Genomic DNA, 16,436 nt, shown 5'->3' on the forward strand with positions numbered 1-16,436 from the left:
TTCATCCCGGTGCCGGCGTTTGCAGAACGAATCCATTTGCGCCGGGAGGGCGACGCCTAGTCATGGCTCGGAACGCGGGCGACGAACGCGAGACGGCGACGCGGCGGCGGTTCCTCCAGGCCGGGTCCGTCGCCGCGGCCGTCGGACTCGCCGGCTGCATCGAGGAGATGGGCACGGAGTTCCCCCAGAACACGGAGTGGCCGGTCTCGGAGTACGTCCCCGACCTCCCCGTCGCGGAGCGAAGCGCGATCCTTGAGGAGCGGATTCCGGAACTCGCGGCCGCCGATATCGCCGATCCCGAGGGGCTCGCGTCGACGCTCGAGGAATACGAGATGACCGTCGAGTCGGTCGAACGCGACCGGGACGTGCTCACACTCGAGTACGTCAACACGGATCGCTCCGACGAGGGGAACGTCCACGACGTCGCCCTGATCGCGGGCGGCTACGCGGCGCTGCTCGACGCCGGCTACGACGCCGTCGCGCTGGGGGCGACGATCCTCGACGACGCGCCCGCTTCGTACGGCTCGGCGACGGTCGAGACTACCCATGCGGCGGAGTACAACACGGGCGAACTGACGGCCGCGGAATACGGCGAACTGGTCGTCTCGACGATCGAATCCCAGCGGTACGAACCGGAGGTCGGCGTCTCGCCGGAGGAGTAGGGGCGGCCCACCCGCGATGGCCGCTCTCGGTCACTGGTCGGGCGACACGTCCACGTCGGGTTCGCTTCCCCCTGTCGAAGCGGGGTCGTCGCTCGACTCGAGCGCGCTCGCGAGGACGCCGGCGATCCCCTCGGGCCCGTGTCGGTGGATCGTCAGCAGCATGTTCGCGACGAACAGACCCACGCCGAGCGTCGCGAGGACGCTGCTCGCGGTGACCGCGGCGGCCGGAAGCTCGATCAGCGGTGCCGCCGAGAGGCCGCCGAACCCGACGAGCGTGATCCAGAAGTCCGCCCGCTCGAGGCGGTCGTCGTAGAGATCGTCGATCATCGGCACCTGTTCGAAGCCCAGGCGATCGCTGTAGTGCTCGATCCAGATGATGAAGGGGACGATGTGGTAGAGCGAGCCGATGACGACGAAGCCGAAGACCCCGAAGAGCAGGAGTTGCCGCGCGTCGGGGTGACCGAACAGCGACTGGTAGGCGGTCGGCTCGGCCCACCACGTCGGCGCAGTGAGGGCGATCCACGCGGCGAGTGCCGCCGCGACGACCCAGTAGCGGGCGAGCATCGGCGATCGCTCGACCGTCGCGCCGGCGAGCAGTCGGACGATGACGATCACGAACGCGGCGAGTCCGAGGAGGAACGCGACCGCGCCGACGCGAGCAAGCGCCTCGAGCGCGAGCCCGCGTCCCAGCACGAGCGCGACGATCCCGGCGGGGACACACAGCTGCTCGAGGGTCAGCAGGCGCTCGCTGTACCGGTCGGGCTCGGCTTGGGTAAACATCTTCGCGAGCTGGAAGAGCGCGCCGACGACCGTCGCGAGCAGGGCTCCGAACAGCGCCAGCGTCGCGTGGGAGAGGTGGACCCCGAACCGGGTGACCGCGAGCGAATCGAACACGGGCGTCGTGAAGTCGACCGCCAGCAGGGCACCGAGCGGGGCGACGAGGGCGAACGACGCGAGCGCGACCGCGAAGTGTCGCTCCGTGAAATCGAACGGGCGCGCACGGGCGAGGGTTCGCCCGACGTTGTAGACGAACAGCCAGATCCCCGCGAGCAAGAGCGCGCCGCCGACCGGCAGCCACTCGAGGACGCCCGCGAGCAGCGCCGCCGCGAAGGCGGCCAGTCCGACGGTGACGAGCCACAACTGGGCGATCGCCAGCCGTTTGGAGTGGATCGTCACGCCGGACCAGACGGGGACGAACTGCGTCATCGCGCCCATGATCGTCACGGCGATCCAGCCCACGAGCAAGACGTGGAGGTGCGCCAGACTCGAGTATCCGGGAAGCGTTCCGACGGCCATCGCCGTACCGCCGACGACCCCGACGACGAGGAATCCCAGCGCGAGCACGAAATGGCCCAACGGGATCGCCATCGGGGGCTGCTGGTCGGTCCGCAACCCGCCCGGTATTCCGTTCATGTCTCGTAGTTCGGCCCGCACGGCCGTGCCGTTCGTCCCGAACAAGTTCGGAACGGAGGGTTTGCCGGCTCGTCACGTACCGCTACCCGAACCATGGAACCCAATCAAGCCGCGACCGCCGCCGCCGAGGAGCGAGCGGGTGGAACCGCCGCCGATCGACCGTCGGCCTCGACGACCGACCGAGACGCCGCCACGACGACCGTCACCGTGCGCTGTACCGGCCACGTCCGCGACGCCGTCGGCACGCACGAACTCGAGTTCACCTTCGAGGGCGATCGACTCCGAGATTTCCTCGAGTCGTTTTTCGAGGAGTACGACCTCGAGGACATGCTCATCGCCGAAACCGAGGCGGACGCAACCCACAGCGGGTGGGCACCGGTGCCCGACGACCTGCCCGGCACGTGGCGCAAGAACCCGGAGGGCGAACAGACGCGGCCGTACGCACGGGTCTGCATCAACGGCCGGTTCAACGAACACCGCGGCGGATTCGAGGCGGAACTCACCGACGACGACCGCGTCGCGTTGATCTATCCGTTCATGTTCTGTTGCTGAGCCCAACGGCGGCGAGAGCGGTCGTCGACGCCGGCGATCGAACTCCGGCGGACGGCCGAACGCGTTCGTCTCAGCCCTTACGCCCGTTCGGGACCGAGTAACGACTATGACCGAAGACGTCTCCGGCGTCGAACCCGTCACGCGCAACGAGCACGAGGCCTCGTGGTCGGCGAACCTCGAGGGGCCGGAACACGCCGCGGACCGGGACCTGATCGTTGAGGAGGCCAAAGACGCCGTCGCCGAGACCGCCGACGGCTACCACGTCAACCTCGTCACTCACGGCGACCACGGTCATCCCGAGACGTACCTCTGGGACGAACTCGAGGCCGCGTTCGACGGCGTTCGACTCGAGTACGTCGACCGGTGTGGCTGTGGCGGACACGTCACCCGCGTCCACGTCGGCAACGAGTAATCGGGACGGCGACCGCCGCGAAATCGGCAGACGACTGGCGTTTCCTTGCAATCGTCAGGCGGGGCGGTATTTGATCGGGGTTGCTACAATCGATGATGAGCACCCGAACGAGTCCGATCGACGAACCCGTCACCTGCCGGATCTGTGGCACCGAAAACGAGCATTGCTACACTTACTGCCGGCACTGTCTCGGCCAGCTTCCCGCGAGACCCGACTCCCGGCGCTGAGTTACTCGCGGTCGCTCGAGTCGGCGGAGCCTACTATCGACTTCGTTCCAGAAAGCGAGCGAAGAGCGCGTCGACGCTCAGTCCGCGGCACCGCCGACGACCGGCCCCGTTCCCTCGCCGTACACCTCGTCGTCACTGAGGTAACACTGCGGATCGGGGGCGAAGAGGTCGCCCGTCGTGGCAAGCGCCCGCAGCCGCGACGCGCCGCGACAGATCGACTGGTACTGACAGTCCGCACACTTTCCTTTCAGTCGCTCCTCGCGGTTCCGAAGCGCCTGGAGCAGCGGGTTCGACTCGTCGCTCCAGATCTCGCCGAACGGGCGGTCGCGGACGTTGCCCAGACTGTACCCCTGCCAGAACTGCGTCGGGTGGACGTTACCCTGATAGTCCACGTCCGCGATCCGCTCGCCGGTCGGGTCGCCGCCGTTTCGCTCGAGGTGCTCGTAGACCGCTCGGGCCTTCGCCTTGCCGAAGTTCTCGCGGGCGTACTCCACGAGGAACGCGGCGTCGGCGTAGTTACCCACCAGCAGCGTCTCGATCTCCTCGCCGCGGTCGTGGTACTCGAGCGTGAGATCGGCAACCTGCTTGATCGCCTCCCGTTTTGCCTGCGGCGAGAGGTCGGCGTCGACGATCTCGGCCCCGCGGCCGCCGTAATCGAGGTGGTAGAAACAGAACCGGTCGAGGCCCTTGTCGACCAGCAGTTCGACGACCCCCTCGAGGTCCGGCGCGTTCGCCTCGGTGATCGTGTACCGCAGCCCGGTCTTGAGCCCGGCCTCGAGACAGTTTTCGATGCCGCGCACGGCGGCGTCGAACGCGCCCTCTTCGCCCCGGAACCGGTCGTTTCGCTCGGGGAGGCCGTCGACCGAGATGCCGGCGTACTGGAGGCCGGCGTCGCGGAGCGCCGCGGCTTTCTCGGGAGTGAGCAGGGTGCCGTTCGAGGAGAGGACGGGGCGGAGTCCGCGGTCCGCAGCGTAGGAGACGAGTTCGACCAGATCGTCGCGCACGAGCGGTTCGCCGCCCGAAAAGAGGATGACGGGCGCGCCGAAGTCCGCGAGCTGGTCGAGGAACGACTTCGCTTCGGCGGTCGTGAACTCGCCGGTCGCGGGGTCGGTCTCGGCCCCGGCGTAGCAGTGCGAGCAGTAGAGGTTACACCGGCGGGTCGTGTTCCAGACGACGACCGGTCGCCGCTGTTTCTCCTCGGTGATCTGGGGCTTTTTCGACTCGTCGGCTGCGTCGTAGCGCAGGCCGTCGCCCTCGGCGTCGAGATCGCAGAGCAGCTTGCTGATCGAGATCACAGGCTGTTCACCTCGGAGGCACTCGCCGTCTCCTTGTAGACGCGCGGTTCCTCGCTCTCGTCGTCCTCGCCGCCGTCATCGTCGTCGGACCGGTCAGCGGCGTCGTCCGCGAGGCCGCGCGTCGAGTACCGTTCGACTTCCTCGGCCGGGCAGAGCCAGATGTCGGCGGCGTACCAGCCGAACAGCCGGGACGCGTGTTCGTGCGCTTCGGTCCCGCTGGCGGCGGCGACGCTGCCGACGTGGCGCATCGGGTCGCCCGCCTCGTCCCGGACGAAGACTTCCCACTGCCGGGTCGGGTTCCCTCGTTCGTCGCTCTCGACTGCCGACCGGCGTGCTTTCTCGACCATATCGAGACCTTCGGGACGAGACCGAAGGTCGTTGCGCGACCTCCCAGCGGGCGGGAACACCGGCCCGTGCCGGCGAACATCTTCCCGTCTTCCCGAGCTGCGGGAACGAGAGGGGCGCTTTCGGTCGCCCGAGACCCAGCCACCGGTATGCGCCCCGGCACTCTCGATACGTCCGAGCGACCGTTCGTCCTCATCTGGGAGCTCACGCAAGCCTGCGGGCTCGCCTGCGATCACTGCCGCGCCGACGCGAAGCCCCAGCGCCACCCCGACGAACTCTCCACGGCCGAAGGGAAGGAATTACTCGAGGGAGCCGCCGAGTTCGGCGACGGCCAACTGGTCGTGCTCTCGGGTGGCGACCCGCTCGTGCGCGACGATGTCGCGGAGCTGATCGCCCACGGCGACGACCTCGGACTGCGGATGACGATCACGCCGAGCGGGACCGGCTCGTTGACCGCTGATCGAATCGAAGAGATGGCCGACGCGGGGCTCAAACGGATGGCGGTGAGCCTTGACGGTGCCTCGCCGGAGGCCCACGACGCCTTCCGCGGCGAGGACGGCAGCTTCGAGGAGACGATCCGCGCCGTCGAGGACGCCCGCGAGGTCGGCGTTCCCGTCCAGGTGAACACCACCGTCTGTCGCCAGACGGTCTCCGAACTCCCCGAAATCCGAGAGCTCCTGACAGAAATCGGCGCGGTCATGTGGAGCGTCTTCTTCCTCGTGCCGATCGGACGCGGGCGGGTCCTCGAGCCGATCGCGCCCGAACGAGCCGACGCGGTGATGGAGTGGTTGGCCGAGGTCAGCGACGAGGAACCGTTCGGCGTCAAGACGACCGAGGCACCCCAGTATCGGCGGGTCGCGATGCAGCGCCAGCAACGGCAAGCGGATGCGGATGCCGACACGGACGACGGCGACGGGACCCCGACCGCCGGAATCAAGCGCCGAACCGGCATCGTCGCGGGCGATGGCTTCGGATTCGTCAGTCACACGGGAGAGGTGTTCCCCTCCGGGTTCCTGCCGGAATCGGCCGGCAACGTCCGTGATCGGCCGGTCACCGAACTCTATCGGGACTCCGAGCTGTTCCAGTCGCTCCGGGACCGCGATGGGCTCTCGGGGAAGTGCGGTGCCTGTCGGTATCGCAACGTCTGTGGCGGCAGTCGCTCGCGGGCGTTCGCCCACACCGGCGACCCGCTGGCGAGCGATCCGCTCTGCCCCTACGTGCCCGAGGGATACGATGGTCCGCTGCCGTGGGACGACGCCGACAGCGAAACGCGCGGCGTCTCGAGCGGCGACTGAATACCGCCTCGAGCCTTCTCGGACTCAAGCGGTACTCGATCAGGACTGACGGCTCTCGCTCTCAGTCCTGGAAATACGAGAAAACAACTCGAGCGGCGTCCGAGACCGTCTGGCTGTCGAACAGCCGAACGGGCACGCGGGGGCGAGCCCCGCACGGTCTCGAGCGCCGTCAACGATAGCTCGGTGGAGCCGCCGCATCGAGACGCCGGTATCAGACCGGTCCTCGAGTGCACGCGCCGCCGTGGCAGGGATGTATGGATGGTGGTCGTGGTCGCGCAGGCAATCGCGTCCGTCGACCGCTCGCAGAGTTCGGACCGGTGGCGCGTGCGATTACGCAACGAGCGGGAACCACCGTCGGCGTTTTCCCGAAGACGTTCGCCGGGGGCTGTGCGGCCGTCGTGTCGCGCTGATCGTTACTCGAGGACGACCAGCGTATCGCCCATGTCGACGCTCTCGCCTTCCTCGACGGCGATCTGCGTGACGGTGCCGCCCTTCGAGGCGACGATGTCGTTTTCCATCTTCATGGCCTCGAGGACGACCAGCACGTCGCCGGCTGCGACGTCGTCGCCCTCCTCGACTTTGACATCGAGGATCGTCCCCTGCATCTCGGCGTCGATGGTCTCGCCCTCGCCCTCGAGTTCGGACCCGCCGCCGCTTTCTCCGCCGGCCGGCTCCGGTCGACTGGCCTGTGCGCCGCCGGCGTCGACGTCGCCGGTCGGAATCGCGGGTGCGCCGTGTTCCTCGAGTTCGACCTCGAAGCGCTTGCCGTTGACCTCGACGGTGAACTCGCGTTCGACGGACTCCTCGTCGTCGCCCGCGCCGCCGTCACCGGTGTCGCCGCCCCACTGCTCCTGGGCCTCCTCGATGCGGCTCTCGTCGAGTTCCTCGTCTAAGTACTTCGTCGTGTGCGTGCTCCGGACGAACTCCTCGTCGGTGAGCATCAGCCGGTGGAACGGGATAATCGTCGGGATGCCCGCGATGTCGTACTCCCGCAGCGCGCGCAGCGACCGCTCGATACACTCGTCGCGGTCCTCGCCCCAGACCACGAGTTTGGCGATCATCGAGTCGTAGTCGGTGACGAGTTCGTCGCCCTGCCGCAGGGCGTCGTCGAGTCGGACGCCGACGCCGCCAGGCGGATCGTACGTCTCGAGGGTGCCGCCGGTCGCGGGCGCGAAGTCGTTGGCCGCGTTCTCGGCGTTGATCCGGAACTCCATCGCGTGGCCGTCGATATCAACGTCGTCCTGTGTGAAGTCGATCTCCTCGCCCGCGGCGACTTTGATCTGGCGCTTGACGATGTCGATCCCGGTGATCTCCTCGGTGACCGTGTGCTCGACCTGAATCCGGGTGTTGACCTCGAGGAAGAAGAAGTTCGCGTCGGGGCCGAGCAGTTCGCCCGCTTCGCGGTCTTCCTCTTCGACGAGGAACTCGACGGTACCGGCGTTGGTGTAGTCCGCGGCGGCGACGCCCCGACGCGCGGCGTCGCCGATCTTCTCGCGGAGTTCGTCCGAGAGGGCCGCCGACGGCCCTTCCTCGATGACTTTCTGGTGGCGTCGCTGTAGCGAGCAGTCCCGCTCGCCGAGGTGGCGCACGTTGCCGTGCTGGTCGGCGACGATCTGTACCTCGATGTGGCGGGGCTGTTCGAGGTAGCGTTCGAGGTAGACCGAGTCGTTGTCGAAGTAGGCCTCGCCCTCGCGCTGGGCGCTCTCGAGTTGGTCTTCGACCTCGCTTTCGTCCCAGACGACCTTCATCCCGCGGCCGCCGCCGCCGCCCTCGGCCTTGATGGCGATCGGGTAGCCGTGTTTCTCGCCGAATTCCTTGACTTCCTCGGGGTCGGTGACCGGGTCCGTGGTCCCGGGGACGATCGGCACGTCGGCCTCGCTCATGATCGTGCGGGCCTTGGTCTTCTCTCCGAGCGACTCCATGGCCTCGGCTGATGGGCCGATCCAGGTGATCCCCTCGGCGTCCTCGACCTTGCCCGCGAACTCGGCGTTCTCCGCGAGGAAGCCGTAGCCGGGGTGGATGGCGTCGGCATCGGCCTTCCGCGCCGCCTCGATAACGGCCTCGTGATCGAGGTAGGAGTCGGCAGCGCGTGCCGGCCCCACCTTGTACGCCTCGTCCGCGTAGCGGACGTGTCCCGAGTCCGAATCGGCCTCGGAGTAGACGGCGACGGTCCCGATGTTCAACTCCTCACACGCCCGCATGACGCGGACGGCGATTTCCCCGCGGTTTGCCACGAGAACCTTCCTAAACATTCCTGTGAGAACCGTCGTCAGGGTGCTACCTTACTTTTTCGCAACCGGTTCGGGAACGCGTCAGTTTTTGCCGGTCGACGGCTCCGACCGCCGCCGCTCGAAAACCGTATCAGTCACCGCCCGACTCGAGTGCGTGACACGACCGGCAGTACCGATACGTCCGCGACTCGAGGCCGGTCCCGCAGCCGCGACACGCGGTCGCTCCCGCGTCTCCGCCGGCCGAACGGTCCCCGAACGGATTCACCCGGTCGCCGTCGCCAGTTTCGAACAGATGGCGGCGCTTCGAGCCGGGCCGGTGGCCGAGCCGATCGGCTACCGCCGTCGACAGGACGGCGAGCATGGGTATTGCTACCAATGCGAGATCCATACGGGCCAAACGGATACGCCCATACTAAGTCGTATGTCTAACTAATATCCAGATACCTATACTATTCAAGGACATATTGGCTTTATAATTGTACATATGAATGTGAGGTGGCAGTACAGTCGCGGAGCCGGGCAGTACCGCGTCCCATGCTAGTTACGGGCAATCGTTATCCGCCGTCGACCCCTGATACGGGCATGGCCGAATTCGTACCCGGACCGTTGCAGACCCAGTCGCTGCTCGAGGACCCGCTCTTGCTCATCGGGGCCGCCGTCCTGCTGCTCGCGGTGATCACGGTCTGGCAGATGGTCGAGATCGTCGACGCCTATGACAGGGCGGCACTGACCGTCTTCGGGGAGTACCGCAAGCTGCTCGAGCCGGGACTGAACATCGTGCCGCCCTTCGTCTCCCGGATCTACACGTTCGACATGCGGACCCAGACGCTGGACGTGCCCCAGCAGGAGGCGATCACGCGGGACAACTCCCCCGTCACGGCCGATGCCGTGGTCTACATTCGAGTGATGAACGCCAAGCGCGCCTTCCTCGAGGTCGACGACTACCAGCGTGCCGTCTCCAATCTGGCCCAGACGACCCTGCGGGCCGTCATCGGCGATATGGAACTCGACGACACCCTCTCCCGGCGGGAAATGATCAACGAGCGCATCCGCCAGGAACTCGACGAACCCACCGACGAGTGGGGCATTCGCGTCGAGAGCGTCGAGGTCCGCGAAGTGACCCCGTCCGCGGGCGTCAAGGGCGCGATGGAGGAACAGACCTCTGCCGAACGCCGCCGCCGCGCGATGATCCTCGAGGCCCAAGGTGAACGCCGCAGCGCCGTCGAGAAGGCCGAAGGGGACAAGCAGTCGAATATCATCCGCGCCCAGGGTGAGAAACAGAGCCAGATCCTCGAGTCACAAGGTGATGCGATTTCGACCGTGCTGCGCGCCCGATCGGCCGAATCGATGGGCGAACGCGCGGTCATCGACAAGGGGATGGAAACGCTCGCCGAGATCGGGAAGGGCGAGTCGACGACGTTCGTCATGCCCCAGGAGCTCACCTCGCTGGTCGGCCGCTACGGCAAGCACCTCTCGGGCAGCGACGTGGAAGGCAACGGTGCCGACCTCGAGAGCCTCGAGTTCGACGACGAGACCCGCGAACTGATCGGCCTGGACGACATCGCCGACATCATCGGCGAGATCGACGAGCAAGCGGAGATGGATGTCGAGGCGATGGAAGAGCAGGCCCAGGCGATCAAGGAAGGGCAGGACGTGGGCATGGACGCCGAGGAGCCGATCACCATGTCCGAATCCGACGACGAGCCCGAACTCGGCTCCGACTCGGAGTAGCGCTGGCGCGCCGCGAGCGGCCGGCGGCTCGCGGTCGACCCACCTCACAGTCACCGATTGTCACGGCCACATCGGCGACGTTTCTCTCGAGAACTCGATCTCGCGAATCGGCGAACCGAAAACAGCGTTGCCGGCGCTCAGAACCGCTTCGTGCGTCCCGCGGCCGACCACGGATCGGTCGGGGCGTCCCGTGGGACGCGGACGGTCCGATGTTGCTGTGCCCGGACCTTGCCGCCGAACGCCCAGCGCTTGTCGTCCCACGTCTCCTCACCGTCGGCCGCCGCAGCGGCGGCCGCGAGCGCCTGATCGTGGAGATGTGCGCCGATGGCGGCCACGATGGCCGCTGCCTCTTCGTTGTCTGCGTCGTCCGGCAGCTCGAGGTCGACATCCGTCGGCAGCGCCGCCTCGAGGCCACGCGACCCGCTGGAATCGCCGTTCGAACCGTCGGCACCGGCGCTCTCGGGTCGCTCGCCGTCGTCGGTCGTCGGCTGTTGCTGGGAGGTCATCTGACTACAGCGGGATGTTGCCGTGTTTCTTGTCCGGGTTCGACTCGCGTTTCGTCTCGAGCATCTCGAGGTCGTCGATCAGCCGCGGCCGGGTCTCGGTGGGGACGATGACATCGTCGAGGAAGCCCTTGTCCGTCGCGGTGTAGGGGTTGGCGAACTCCTCGCGGTACTCTTCGATGAGTTCGTCGCGGAGTTCGTCGGGATTGTCGGCCTCCGCGAGTTCCTCCCGATAGAGGATGTTGACCGCCCCTTGGGGACCCATGACGGCGATCTCGGCGGTCGGCCACGCGTAATTGACGTCCGCGCCGAGGTTCTTCGAGGCCATGACACAGTAGGCCCCGCCGTAGGCTTTGCGCGTGATGACGGTCAGCAGCGGCACGCTCGCCTCGGCGTAGGCGTAGAGCAGTTTCGCGCCGTGGCGGATGATCCCGCGGTGTTCCTGATCGGTCCCGGGCATGTAGCCGGGGACGTCGACGAAGGTGACGATGGGGATGTTAAAGGAATCACAGAACCGGACGAACCGCGAGCCCTTCATCGAGGCGTCGACGGTCAGCGTGCCGGCGTTGACCCGTGGCTGGTTGGCGACGAGACCGACCGAACGGCCATCGAGGCGGCCGAAGCCGACGACGAGGTTCTGGGCGAAGTTGTCCGCGACCTCGAAGAACGAGCCCTCGTCGACGACGCTGTCGATGACGTTCGTCATGTCGTAGGGCTTTTGCGGACTCGGCGGGACGATGTCGGTCAGCGCGTCGTCGCGGCGGTCAGGGTCGTCCCACGGCTCGACTCGAGGCGGGTCCTCGACGTTGTTCTGTGGCAGATAGGAGAGCAGGCGCTTGATGTCGTCCAAGGCCTGTTCCTCGCTCTCGCAGGCGAACTGAGCCACGCCGGTCTTGTTGGCGTGGGTCATCGCGCCGCCGAGTTCCTCGTGGGTGACCTCCTCGCCGGTGACGGTCTTGGTGACGCCGGGCCCGGTGATGTACATGTGGCTCGTGTCCTTGACCATGAAGATGAAGTCGGTGATGGCAGGGGAGTAGACCGACCCCCCGGCACACGGGCCCATGATCCCGGAAATCTGTGGGATGACGCCGCTGGCTTCCTGATTCCGGCGGAAAATTTCGGTGTAGCCAGCGAGGCTCTTGACGCCCTCCTGAATGCGAGCGCCGGCGGAGTCGTTGAGTCCGATGACGGGCGCGCCGACCTCCATCGCCATGTCCATGACCTTACAGACCTTCTCGGCGAAGACCTCGCCGAGCGAGCCGCCGAAGACGGTGAAATCGTGGGCGAAGACGAACGTGGTCCGCCCGTTGACCTCGCCGTAGCCCGTGACGACGCCGTCGCCGGGAATCTGCTTCTCTTCCATCCCGAACTGGCTCGTCTGGTGGGTCCGGAGCTGGTCGAACTCCGTGAACGTCCCGTCGTCGAGGAAGTAATCGATCCGCTCGCGGGCGGTCATCTTCCCCTTGTCGTGTTGCTTCTCGATCCGCGCTTCGCCGCCGCCTTTCCGTGCCTCCTCACGGAGTTCCTCGAGTTCGTCGATGCGGTCTTCCATCGTCATGCCGGGAACACCCCTGCTCGATTCATACGCCGTTGTGCGAGGACCAACAGGAAAAGGATTCCGTAATACCATCACGGTTTATCACTCCTCGAGTCGACCGGTCGCATCCGATCGGGACACCGAACTGATATACTATTTAAAAGTAATGCGATCCGATCACTTCGTAATTCTCGCCGTCTCGACAGCGAATTGTCGACTTCAGCCGGCGTACATCATTTCGCAAACCACGAACAATTATATAGTGGCTCTTTCAAACCGATTCCACATGGCACAACGCGAAACATGGGCAACGAGAGCAGGATTTATCCTTGCCGCGGTGGGTAGTGCGGTGGGATTAGGTAACGTCTGGCGGTTTCCGTATCAGGTTGGTGAATACGGCGGTGCGGCGTTTCTCGTCGTCTACCTCGCTTTGATCGCGGTCATCGGGTTCCCAGTGATCTTAGTCGAGTTCACTGTCGGCCGGTATACGGAACGGAATCCCGTTGGTGCGCTCAAGCAGATCGGAGAGGGTGCGTGGACGAAAATAGGGTGGGTCTTCGTCACGGCCGGCTTCGTTATCCTCTCGTACTACAGCGTCGTCGCTGGCTGGGTCCTGCAGTACACCGTCTACGGACTGCAGGGGAACTACGCCGCAGACGGTGCGGCACAGTTCGGAGCGACCACGGGGGGAATGATGTCCATTCTCACGCACGCGATCTTCATGGCGGCGGTCATCGCTGTCGTCGGATTTGGTATCCGCCGTGGGATTGAATTCTCGGTGAAGTTGATGGTTCCCGCGATCATCCTCCTCTTGGTCGGTCTGGCAGTCTACGCCGGCACGCTCCCGAATGCTGGGGAGGCCTACGCATACTACCTGTCGCCTGATCTGAGTACTATTGCCGCAAACTGGACCAGTATCTTACCCGCAGCCGCCGCACAGGCGTTCTTCACGCTCTCGCTCGGGATGGGCGTGATGATCACCTACGCATCCTACCTCGGAGAGGATCGGAACCTCGCCAAAGACGCCGTCATCATCGTCGGCTTAGACACGGCGATCGCGTTCACCGTCGGCCTCGTCGCGTTCCCGGTCCTCTTCTCCGGTGACCTCGCCGTCGCCGATATCGTCGCAATCGGCGACGGTCCGGGTTTCATCTTCATCGCGCTTTCGCAGGCGTTTAGCAACATTCCGTTCGGCAGCGTTCTCGGCGCGGTCTTCTTCGGGACCGTCTTCATCGCGGCGCTCTCGAGCGCGATCAGTATCATGGAAGTCGTCGTGTCCTACCTGATCGACGAACGCGGCGTCGATCGCGTCCCGGCGACGCTGCTCATCGGGACCGCGATCTTCCTCTTCGGCGTTCCCGTCGCGTACGACGGCAGTCTCTCGTGGCTCACGGTCTACGACGAACTCGCGAACAACATCCTGCTCATTCTCGGCGCACTGTTGTTATCGATCTACATCGGCTGGGTCGGGACCGACATCGGCCTCGAGGAACTCGGCAAAGGGATTCGAAACCTCGGCGGCTGGGGAACGGCCTGGATCTGGGCCCTTCGAATTCCCGTCCTCGTCACGCTGGTCGTGATCCTCGGACTGAACGCGATCGGAGCCTACGAGGCGATCAGCGGCATCATCGGCTGACTGACGGAACTCGGTGTTTTTTCGTCGACTATGCCTCGCCGTAGACCGGCACAGCAGCGCCGCTGGTCACCGCGGCTCCGTCACTACAGAGAAACGCCAGCACATCCGCGATCTCGAGCGGATCGACCCACGAGTCGTGATCCGCGTCGGGCATCATCTCGCGGTTCATCGGCGTGTCGATGACGCTCGGCATGACGCTGTTGGCCCGTACCGTCCCGCTGTTTTCCGCGGCGATCGTCTCCATCAGCAGGCGGATGCCGGCCTTCGTGATCCGGTAGGGGCCGTCCCCGTCGCCGCCCTCGAGCGAGGATCGAGCGCTAATACTGGCGATCGAGCCATCCGTCTCTTGGAGGTGTGGCAGGGCGTGTTTCGAGGCGAGAAACGCGGTCTTCAGGTTGATGTCGACGAGCAGCTCGAACGCCTCGAGATCGGTGTCCTCGATGTGATCGCCGCCCCGCCACGTTCCGGCGATGTTCAGCAGGTGGTCGATTCGGCCGTGCTCATCGACGACGGATTCCATCAGATCCACAACGTCGTCCTCGTCGGTCAGGTCCGCCTCGTAGAACGCGAGGGCCGATTCGTCATCGGGATCGCGCTCGAGTTGGCTGTCCCCCTCTCCCGGTGCGATCACGTCGACGGCACAGACGGTCGCGCCCGCCTCGAGAAACCGGTCGACGGCGGCGCTGCCGAGCGCGCCGCTCGCCCCGGTGATCACTGCGACGGTTCCGCTGAAGTCGACGTCGAACGCGGTCGTGACTGCCATACGAGGTGTTCACGGGCCGTTCGCATCAAAGGACGGGGCCGTCGGCTCGCCAGTCACAGTCGCGTCGCGCTACGAGGACTTCGTCGGCAGCGCGGCTCGCTTGAACCAGAAGTCCGCGATCGCTTCGACCATCTCGGCGTACGCCTCGGCGTCGGTCGGTTTCGTGAGGTAGGCGTTGGCCGTGAGTTCGTAACTTTCGTGGATGTCTTCGACGGTCGCCGATCGGGTCAACACGAGCACGGGCAGCCGTGCGAGCGCCGGCTCGTCGGTAAGGGTCTCGAGGAGACCGAGGCCGTCCATCCGCGGCAGATCGAGGTCGAGCAAGACGAGATCCGGAAGCGACGGCGACTCGTCGTCGCCGGTCAGACGCGAGAGCGCTTCGTCGCCGTCGCTGGCGACGGTGACGATAACGTCGATGTCCACCCCGTCGAACGCCTCGCGGAGGAACTGCACGTCTTCGGCGTCGTTCTCGACGAGAAGGACGTGGATCGGCTCGTCGCGGTGGCTGTTCATATCAGTCTCATGATGGACACAGCGGTGACTGTCTTATCCACTCCAGTAATCGTATCGTCTTAGTCATGGTATTCGGTTAAGCCTACTTGCTAAGTAATTTGGAACGACGCGGGCAAATCGCGCGCAGACGCCGAGAGTGCAGTCCAGCGGACGACTAAAGCCGCCGGGGGTCGATAGGGCCACTAATGCGACTCATCGCGCACCGGGGCTTCGCCGCGACCGCCCCCGAGAACACGATCGGTGCCGTTCAGTCCGCGGCCGACCACGCCGATGCCGTCGAGTTCGACGTGCGACGCTGTGGCTCCGGCGAACTCGTCGTCGTCCACGACGACACGATCGACCGCGTCACCGACGGCACCGGGGCCGTCGCAGATGCCACCGTCAGCGAACTCGCCGCTCACTCGGTACTCGAGTCCGACGAGTCGATCCCCACCCTCGACGCGATGCTCGCGGCCCTGCCGCCGACCGTCGAAGTCAACCTCGAGCTCAAAGAGCCGGGCATCGCGGCCGACGTGCTCGCGGCGCTCGAAGACGCAGACATCGATAATCGCGTCGTGACGACCTCGTTTCTCGCCGCCGAACTGCGGACGATCCGTGACCGCGACCCGAGCCAGCCGATCGGGTTGCTGGTCGACCGCCACCTCGAGACGCCGGTCACGACGGCGGTCGAACTCGACTGCGACGTCCTCGGCGCGAGTTGCTGGCGCTGTCTGGCGACGCGGATCGTGCCGCGGGCGACGGCGGTGGGGCTCGAGGTCCACTCGTGGTCGATCGAACGGCGACCGATGGCGACGCTGCTCGACCGGCGCGGCGTCGACTGCGTCTCGGCGGATCGACCGATCCGCGTCTGAGCGCTCGGGAGTCGGGCACGCTCGTCGCCCGGCGGTCCTCGAGCGATCGGGCGCTAGTCGCCGACGATCGTCGTGGACACCGTCCGCGTTCGCGGGCCGTCGCACTCGACGAGCAACACCGACTGCCACGTTCCCAGCGCCAACTCGCCGTTTTCGACCGGAATCGTCACGTCGGGGCCGATCAGCGACGCTCGCAGGTGTGAGTCCGCGTTGCCGTCTAATTGATCGTGTGCGTGTCCCTCGTCGGGGACTAAATCTCGCAGGAACGACTCGAGGTCACCCCGGATCCGCGGTTCGTCCTCTTGGACGACGAGGCCGGCCGTCGTGTGCTCGACGAAGGCCGTACAGGTGCCCGATTCGCAGTCGTCGGGGACGGCCGCGGCGATGCGATCGGTCACGTCGACGGTCGTCAGCCGGGACTCGGTCTCGACGGAAAAGCCCATGCGCGAGTCCACACCCGCGAGAACGGA

General features: G+C 66.0%; 18 protein-coding genes. 8 read left to right on the forward strand and 10 right to left on the reverse strand.

All coding sequences use genetic code 11. The features are described 5' to 3' along the window. Nucleotides 1–62 precede the first annotated feature (62 nt). The gene (locus C489_RS04045; RefSeq protein WP_006429868.1) at nt 63–662 is read left to right on the forward strand and encodes a hypothetical protein; all 600 of its coding nucleotides are present in this window, start codon (nt 63–65) and stop codon (nt 660–662) included. A 30-nt stretch (nt 663–692) separates the two neighbouring features. Here C489_RS04045 and C489_RS04050 read toward each other — a convergent pair whose 3' ends face one another. After that, nucleotides 693–2,075 (reverse strand): hypothetical protein, encoded by a 1,383-nt coding sequence (locus tag C489_RS04050; RefSeq protein WP_239642031.1) that lies wholly within the window; start codon nt 2,073–2,075, stop codon nt 693–695. Between the two features lie 93 nt (nt 2,076–2,168). Between C489_RS04050 and C489_RS04055 the strand changes: the two genes are divergently transcribed. From C489_RS04055 to C489_RS23205, 3 genes are all read left to right on the forward strand, one after another. Next, on the forward strand, nt 2,169–2,627 hold the full coding sequence (locus C489_RS04055; protein WP_006429870.1) for a MoaD/ThiS family protein: 459 nt from the start codon (nt 2,169–2,171) through the stop codon (nt 2,625–2,627). Between the two features lie 106 nt (nt 2,628–2,733). Then, nucleotides 2,734–3,039 (forward strand): CGCGG family putative rSAM-modified RiPP protein, encoded by a 306-nt coding sequence (locus C489_RS04060; RefSeq protein WP_006429871.1) that lies wholly within the window; start codon nt 2,734–2,736, stop codon nt 3,037–3,039. Nucleotides 3,040–3,134: 95 nt separating this feature from the next. Then, complete coding sequence (locus C489_RS23205) at nt 3,135–3,266, forward strand: DUF7577 domain-containing protein (RefSeq protein WP_449289378.1); 132 nt, start codon at nt 3,135–3,137, stop codon at nt 3,264–3,266. Between the two features lie 77 nt (nt 3,267–3,343). Here C489_RS23205 and C489_RS04065 read toward each other — a convergent pair whose 3' ends face one another. Both C489_RS04065 and C489_RS04070 read right to left on the reverse strand, forming a co-directional pair. Continuing rightward, nucleotides 3,344–4,561 carry a TIGR04347 family pseudo-SAM/SPASM protein gene (locus tag C489_RS04065; protein WP_006429872.1) on the reverse strand — a complete coding sequence of 406 codons (1,218 nt, stop codon included), beginning with the start codon at nt 4,559–4,561 and terminating at the stop codon, nt 3,344–3,346. Continuing rightward, nucleotides 4,558–4,908, reverse strand: coding sequence for an Htur_1727 family rSAM-partnered candidate RiPP (locus C489_RS04070; RefSeq protein WP_006429873.1), 351 nt, complete (start codon nt 4,906–4,908; stop codon nt 4,558–4,560). The genes C489_RS04065 and C489_RS04070 overlap by 4 nt, the downstream gene beginning before the upstream one ends. Nucleotides 4,909–5,055: 147 nt before the next feature. Between C489_RS04070 and C489_RS04075 the strand changes: the two genes are divergently transcribed. After that, nucleotides 5,056–6,201, forward strand: a complete 1,146-nt coding sequence (locus C489_RS04075; RefSeq protein ID WP_006429874.1) for a TIGR04053 family radical SAM/SPASM domain-containing protein — start codon at nt 5,056–5,058, stop codon at nt 6,199–6,201. A gap of 413 nt (nt 6,202–6,614) precedes the next feature. On the opposite strand, the gene C489_RS04080 is transcribed toward C489_RS04075, so the two are convergent. Both C489_RS04080 and C489_RS04085 read right to left on the reverse strand, forming a co-directional pair. Next, a complete protein-coding gene (locus tag C489_RS04080; protein ID WP_006429875.1) occupies nt 6,615–8,453 on the reverse strand; it encodes an acetyl-CoA carboxylase biotin carboxylase subunit in 1,839 nt (612 codons plus the stop codon). 109 nt (nt 8,454–8,562) lie between these two features. Further along, the gene (locus C489_RS04085; protein ID WP_152423096.1) at nt 8,563–8,820 is read right to left on the reverse strand and encodes a hypothetical protein; all 258 of its coding nucleotides are present in this window, start codon (nt 8,818–8,820) and stop codon (nt 8,563–8,565) included. 194 nt (nt 8,821–9,014) lie between these two features. On the opposite strand from C489_RS04085, the gene C489_RS04090 reads away from it, so the two are divergent. Then, a complete protein-coding gene (locus C489_RS04090; RefSeq protein WP_006429877.1) occupies nt 9,015–10,163 on the forward strand; it encodes an SPFH domain-containing protein in 1,149 nt (382 codons plus the stop codon). 137 nt (nt 10,164–10,300) lie between these two features. Here C489_RS04090 and C489_RS04095 read toward each other — a convergent pair whose 3' ends face one another. Both C489_RS04095 and C489_RS04100 read right to left on the reverse strand, forming a co-directional pair. Beyond that, on the reverse strand, nt 10,301–10,669 hold the full coding sequence (locus C489_RS04095) for a hypothetical protein (RefSeq protein WP_006429878.1): 369 nt from the start codon (nt 10,667–10,669) through the stop codon (nt 10,301–10,303). 4 nt (nt 10,670–10,673) lie between these two features. Continuing rightward, nucleotides 10,674–12,218: an acyl-CoA carboxylase subunit beta gene (locus tag C489_RS04100; RefSeq protein WP_006429879.1), complete on the reverse strand. Its 1,545-nt coding sequence runs from the start codon at nt 12,216–12,218 to the stop codon at nt 10,674–10,676. 271 nt (nt 12,219–12,489) lie between these two features. On the opposite strand from C489_RS04100, the gene C489_RS04105 reads away from it, so the two are divergent. Then, on the forward strand, nt 12,490–13,839 hold the full coding sequence (locus C489_RS04105) for a sodium-dependent transporter (RefSeq protein ID WP_049890585.1): 1,350 nt from the start codon (nt 12,490–12,492) through the stop codon (nt 13,837–13,839). Between the two features lie 28 nt (nt 13,840–13,867). Here the strand turns inward: C489_RS04105 and C489_RS04110 are convergent, their stop codons facing one another. Together C489_RS04110 and C489_RS04115 are read right to left on the reverse strand one after the other, a co-directional pair. Then, complete coding sequence (locus C489_RS04110; protein WP_006429881.1) at nt 13,868–14,602, reverse strand: SDR family oxidoreductase; 735 nt, start codon at nt 14,600–14,602, stop codon at nt 13,868–13,870. Between the two features lie 69 nt (nt 14,603–14,671). Then, a complete protein-coding gene (locus C489_RS04115; RefSeq protein WP_006429882.1) occupies nt 14,672–15,115 on the reverse strand; it encodes a response regulator in 444 nt (147 codons plus the stop codon). Between the two features lie 185 nt (nt 15,116–15,300). On the opposite strand from C489_RS04115, the gene C489_RS04120 reads away from it, so the two are divergent. Beyond that, nucleotides 15,301–15,966, forward strand: a complete 666-nt coding sequence (locus C489_RS04120) for a glycerophosphodiester phosphodiesterase (protein WP_006429883.1) — start codon at nt 15,301–15,303, stop codon at nt 15,964–15,966. Between the two features lie 53 nt (nt 15,967–16,019). Here C489_RS04120 and C489_RS04125 read toward each other — a convergent pair whose 3' ends face one another. Beyond that, on the reverse strand, nt 16,020–16,409 hold the full coding sequence (locus C489_RS04125; protein ID WP_006429884.1) for a secondary thiamine-phosphate synthase enzyme YjbQ: 390 nt from the start codon (nt 16,407–16,409) through the stop codon (nt 16,020–16,022). Nucleotides 16,410–16,436: the final 27 nt, after the last annotated feature.

The sequence above is a fragment of the Natrinema versiforme JCM 10478 genome (genome assembly GCF_000337195.1).
GTDB lineage: Archaea > Halobacteriota > Halobacteria > Halobacteriales > Natrialbaceae > Natrinema > Natrinema versiforme.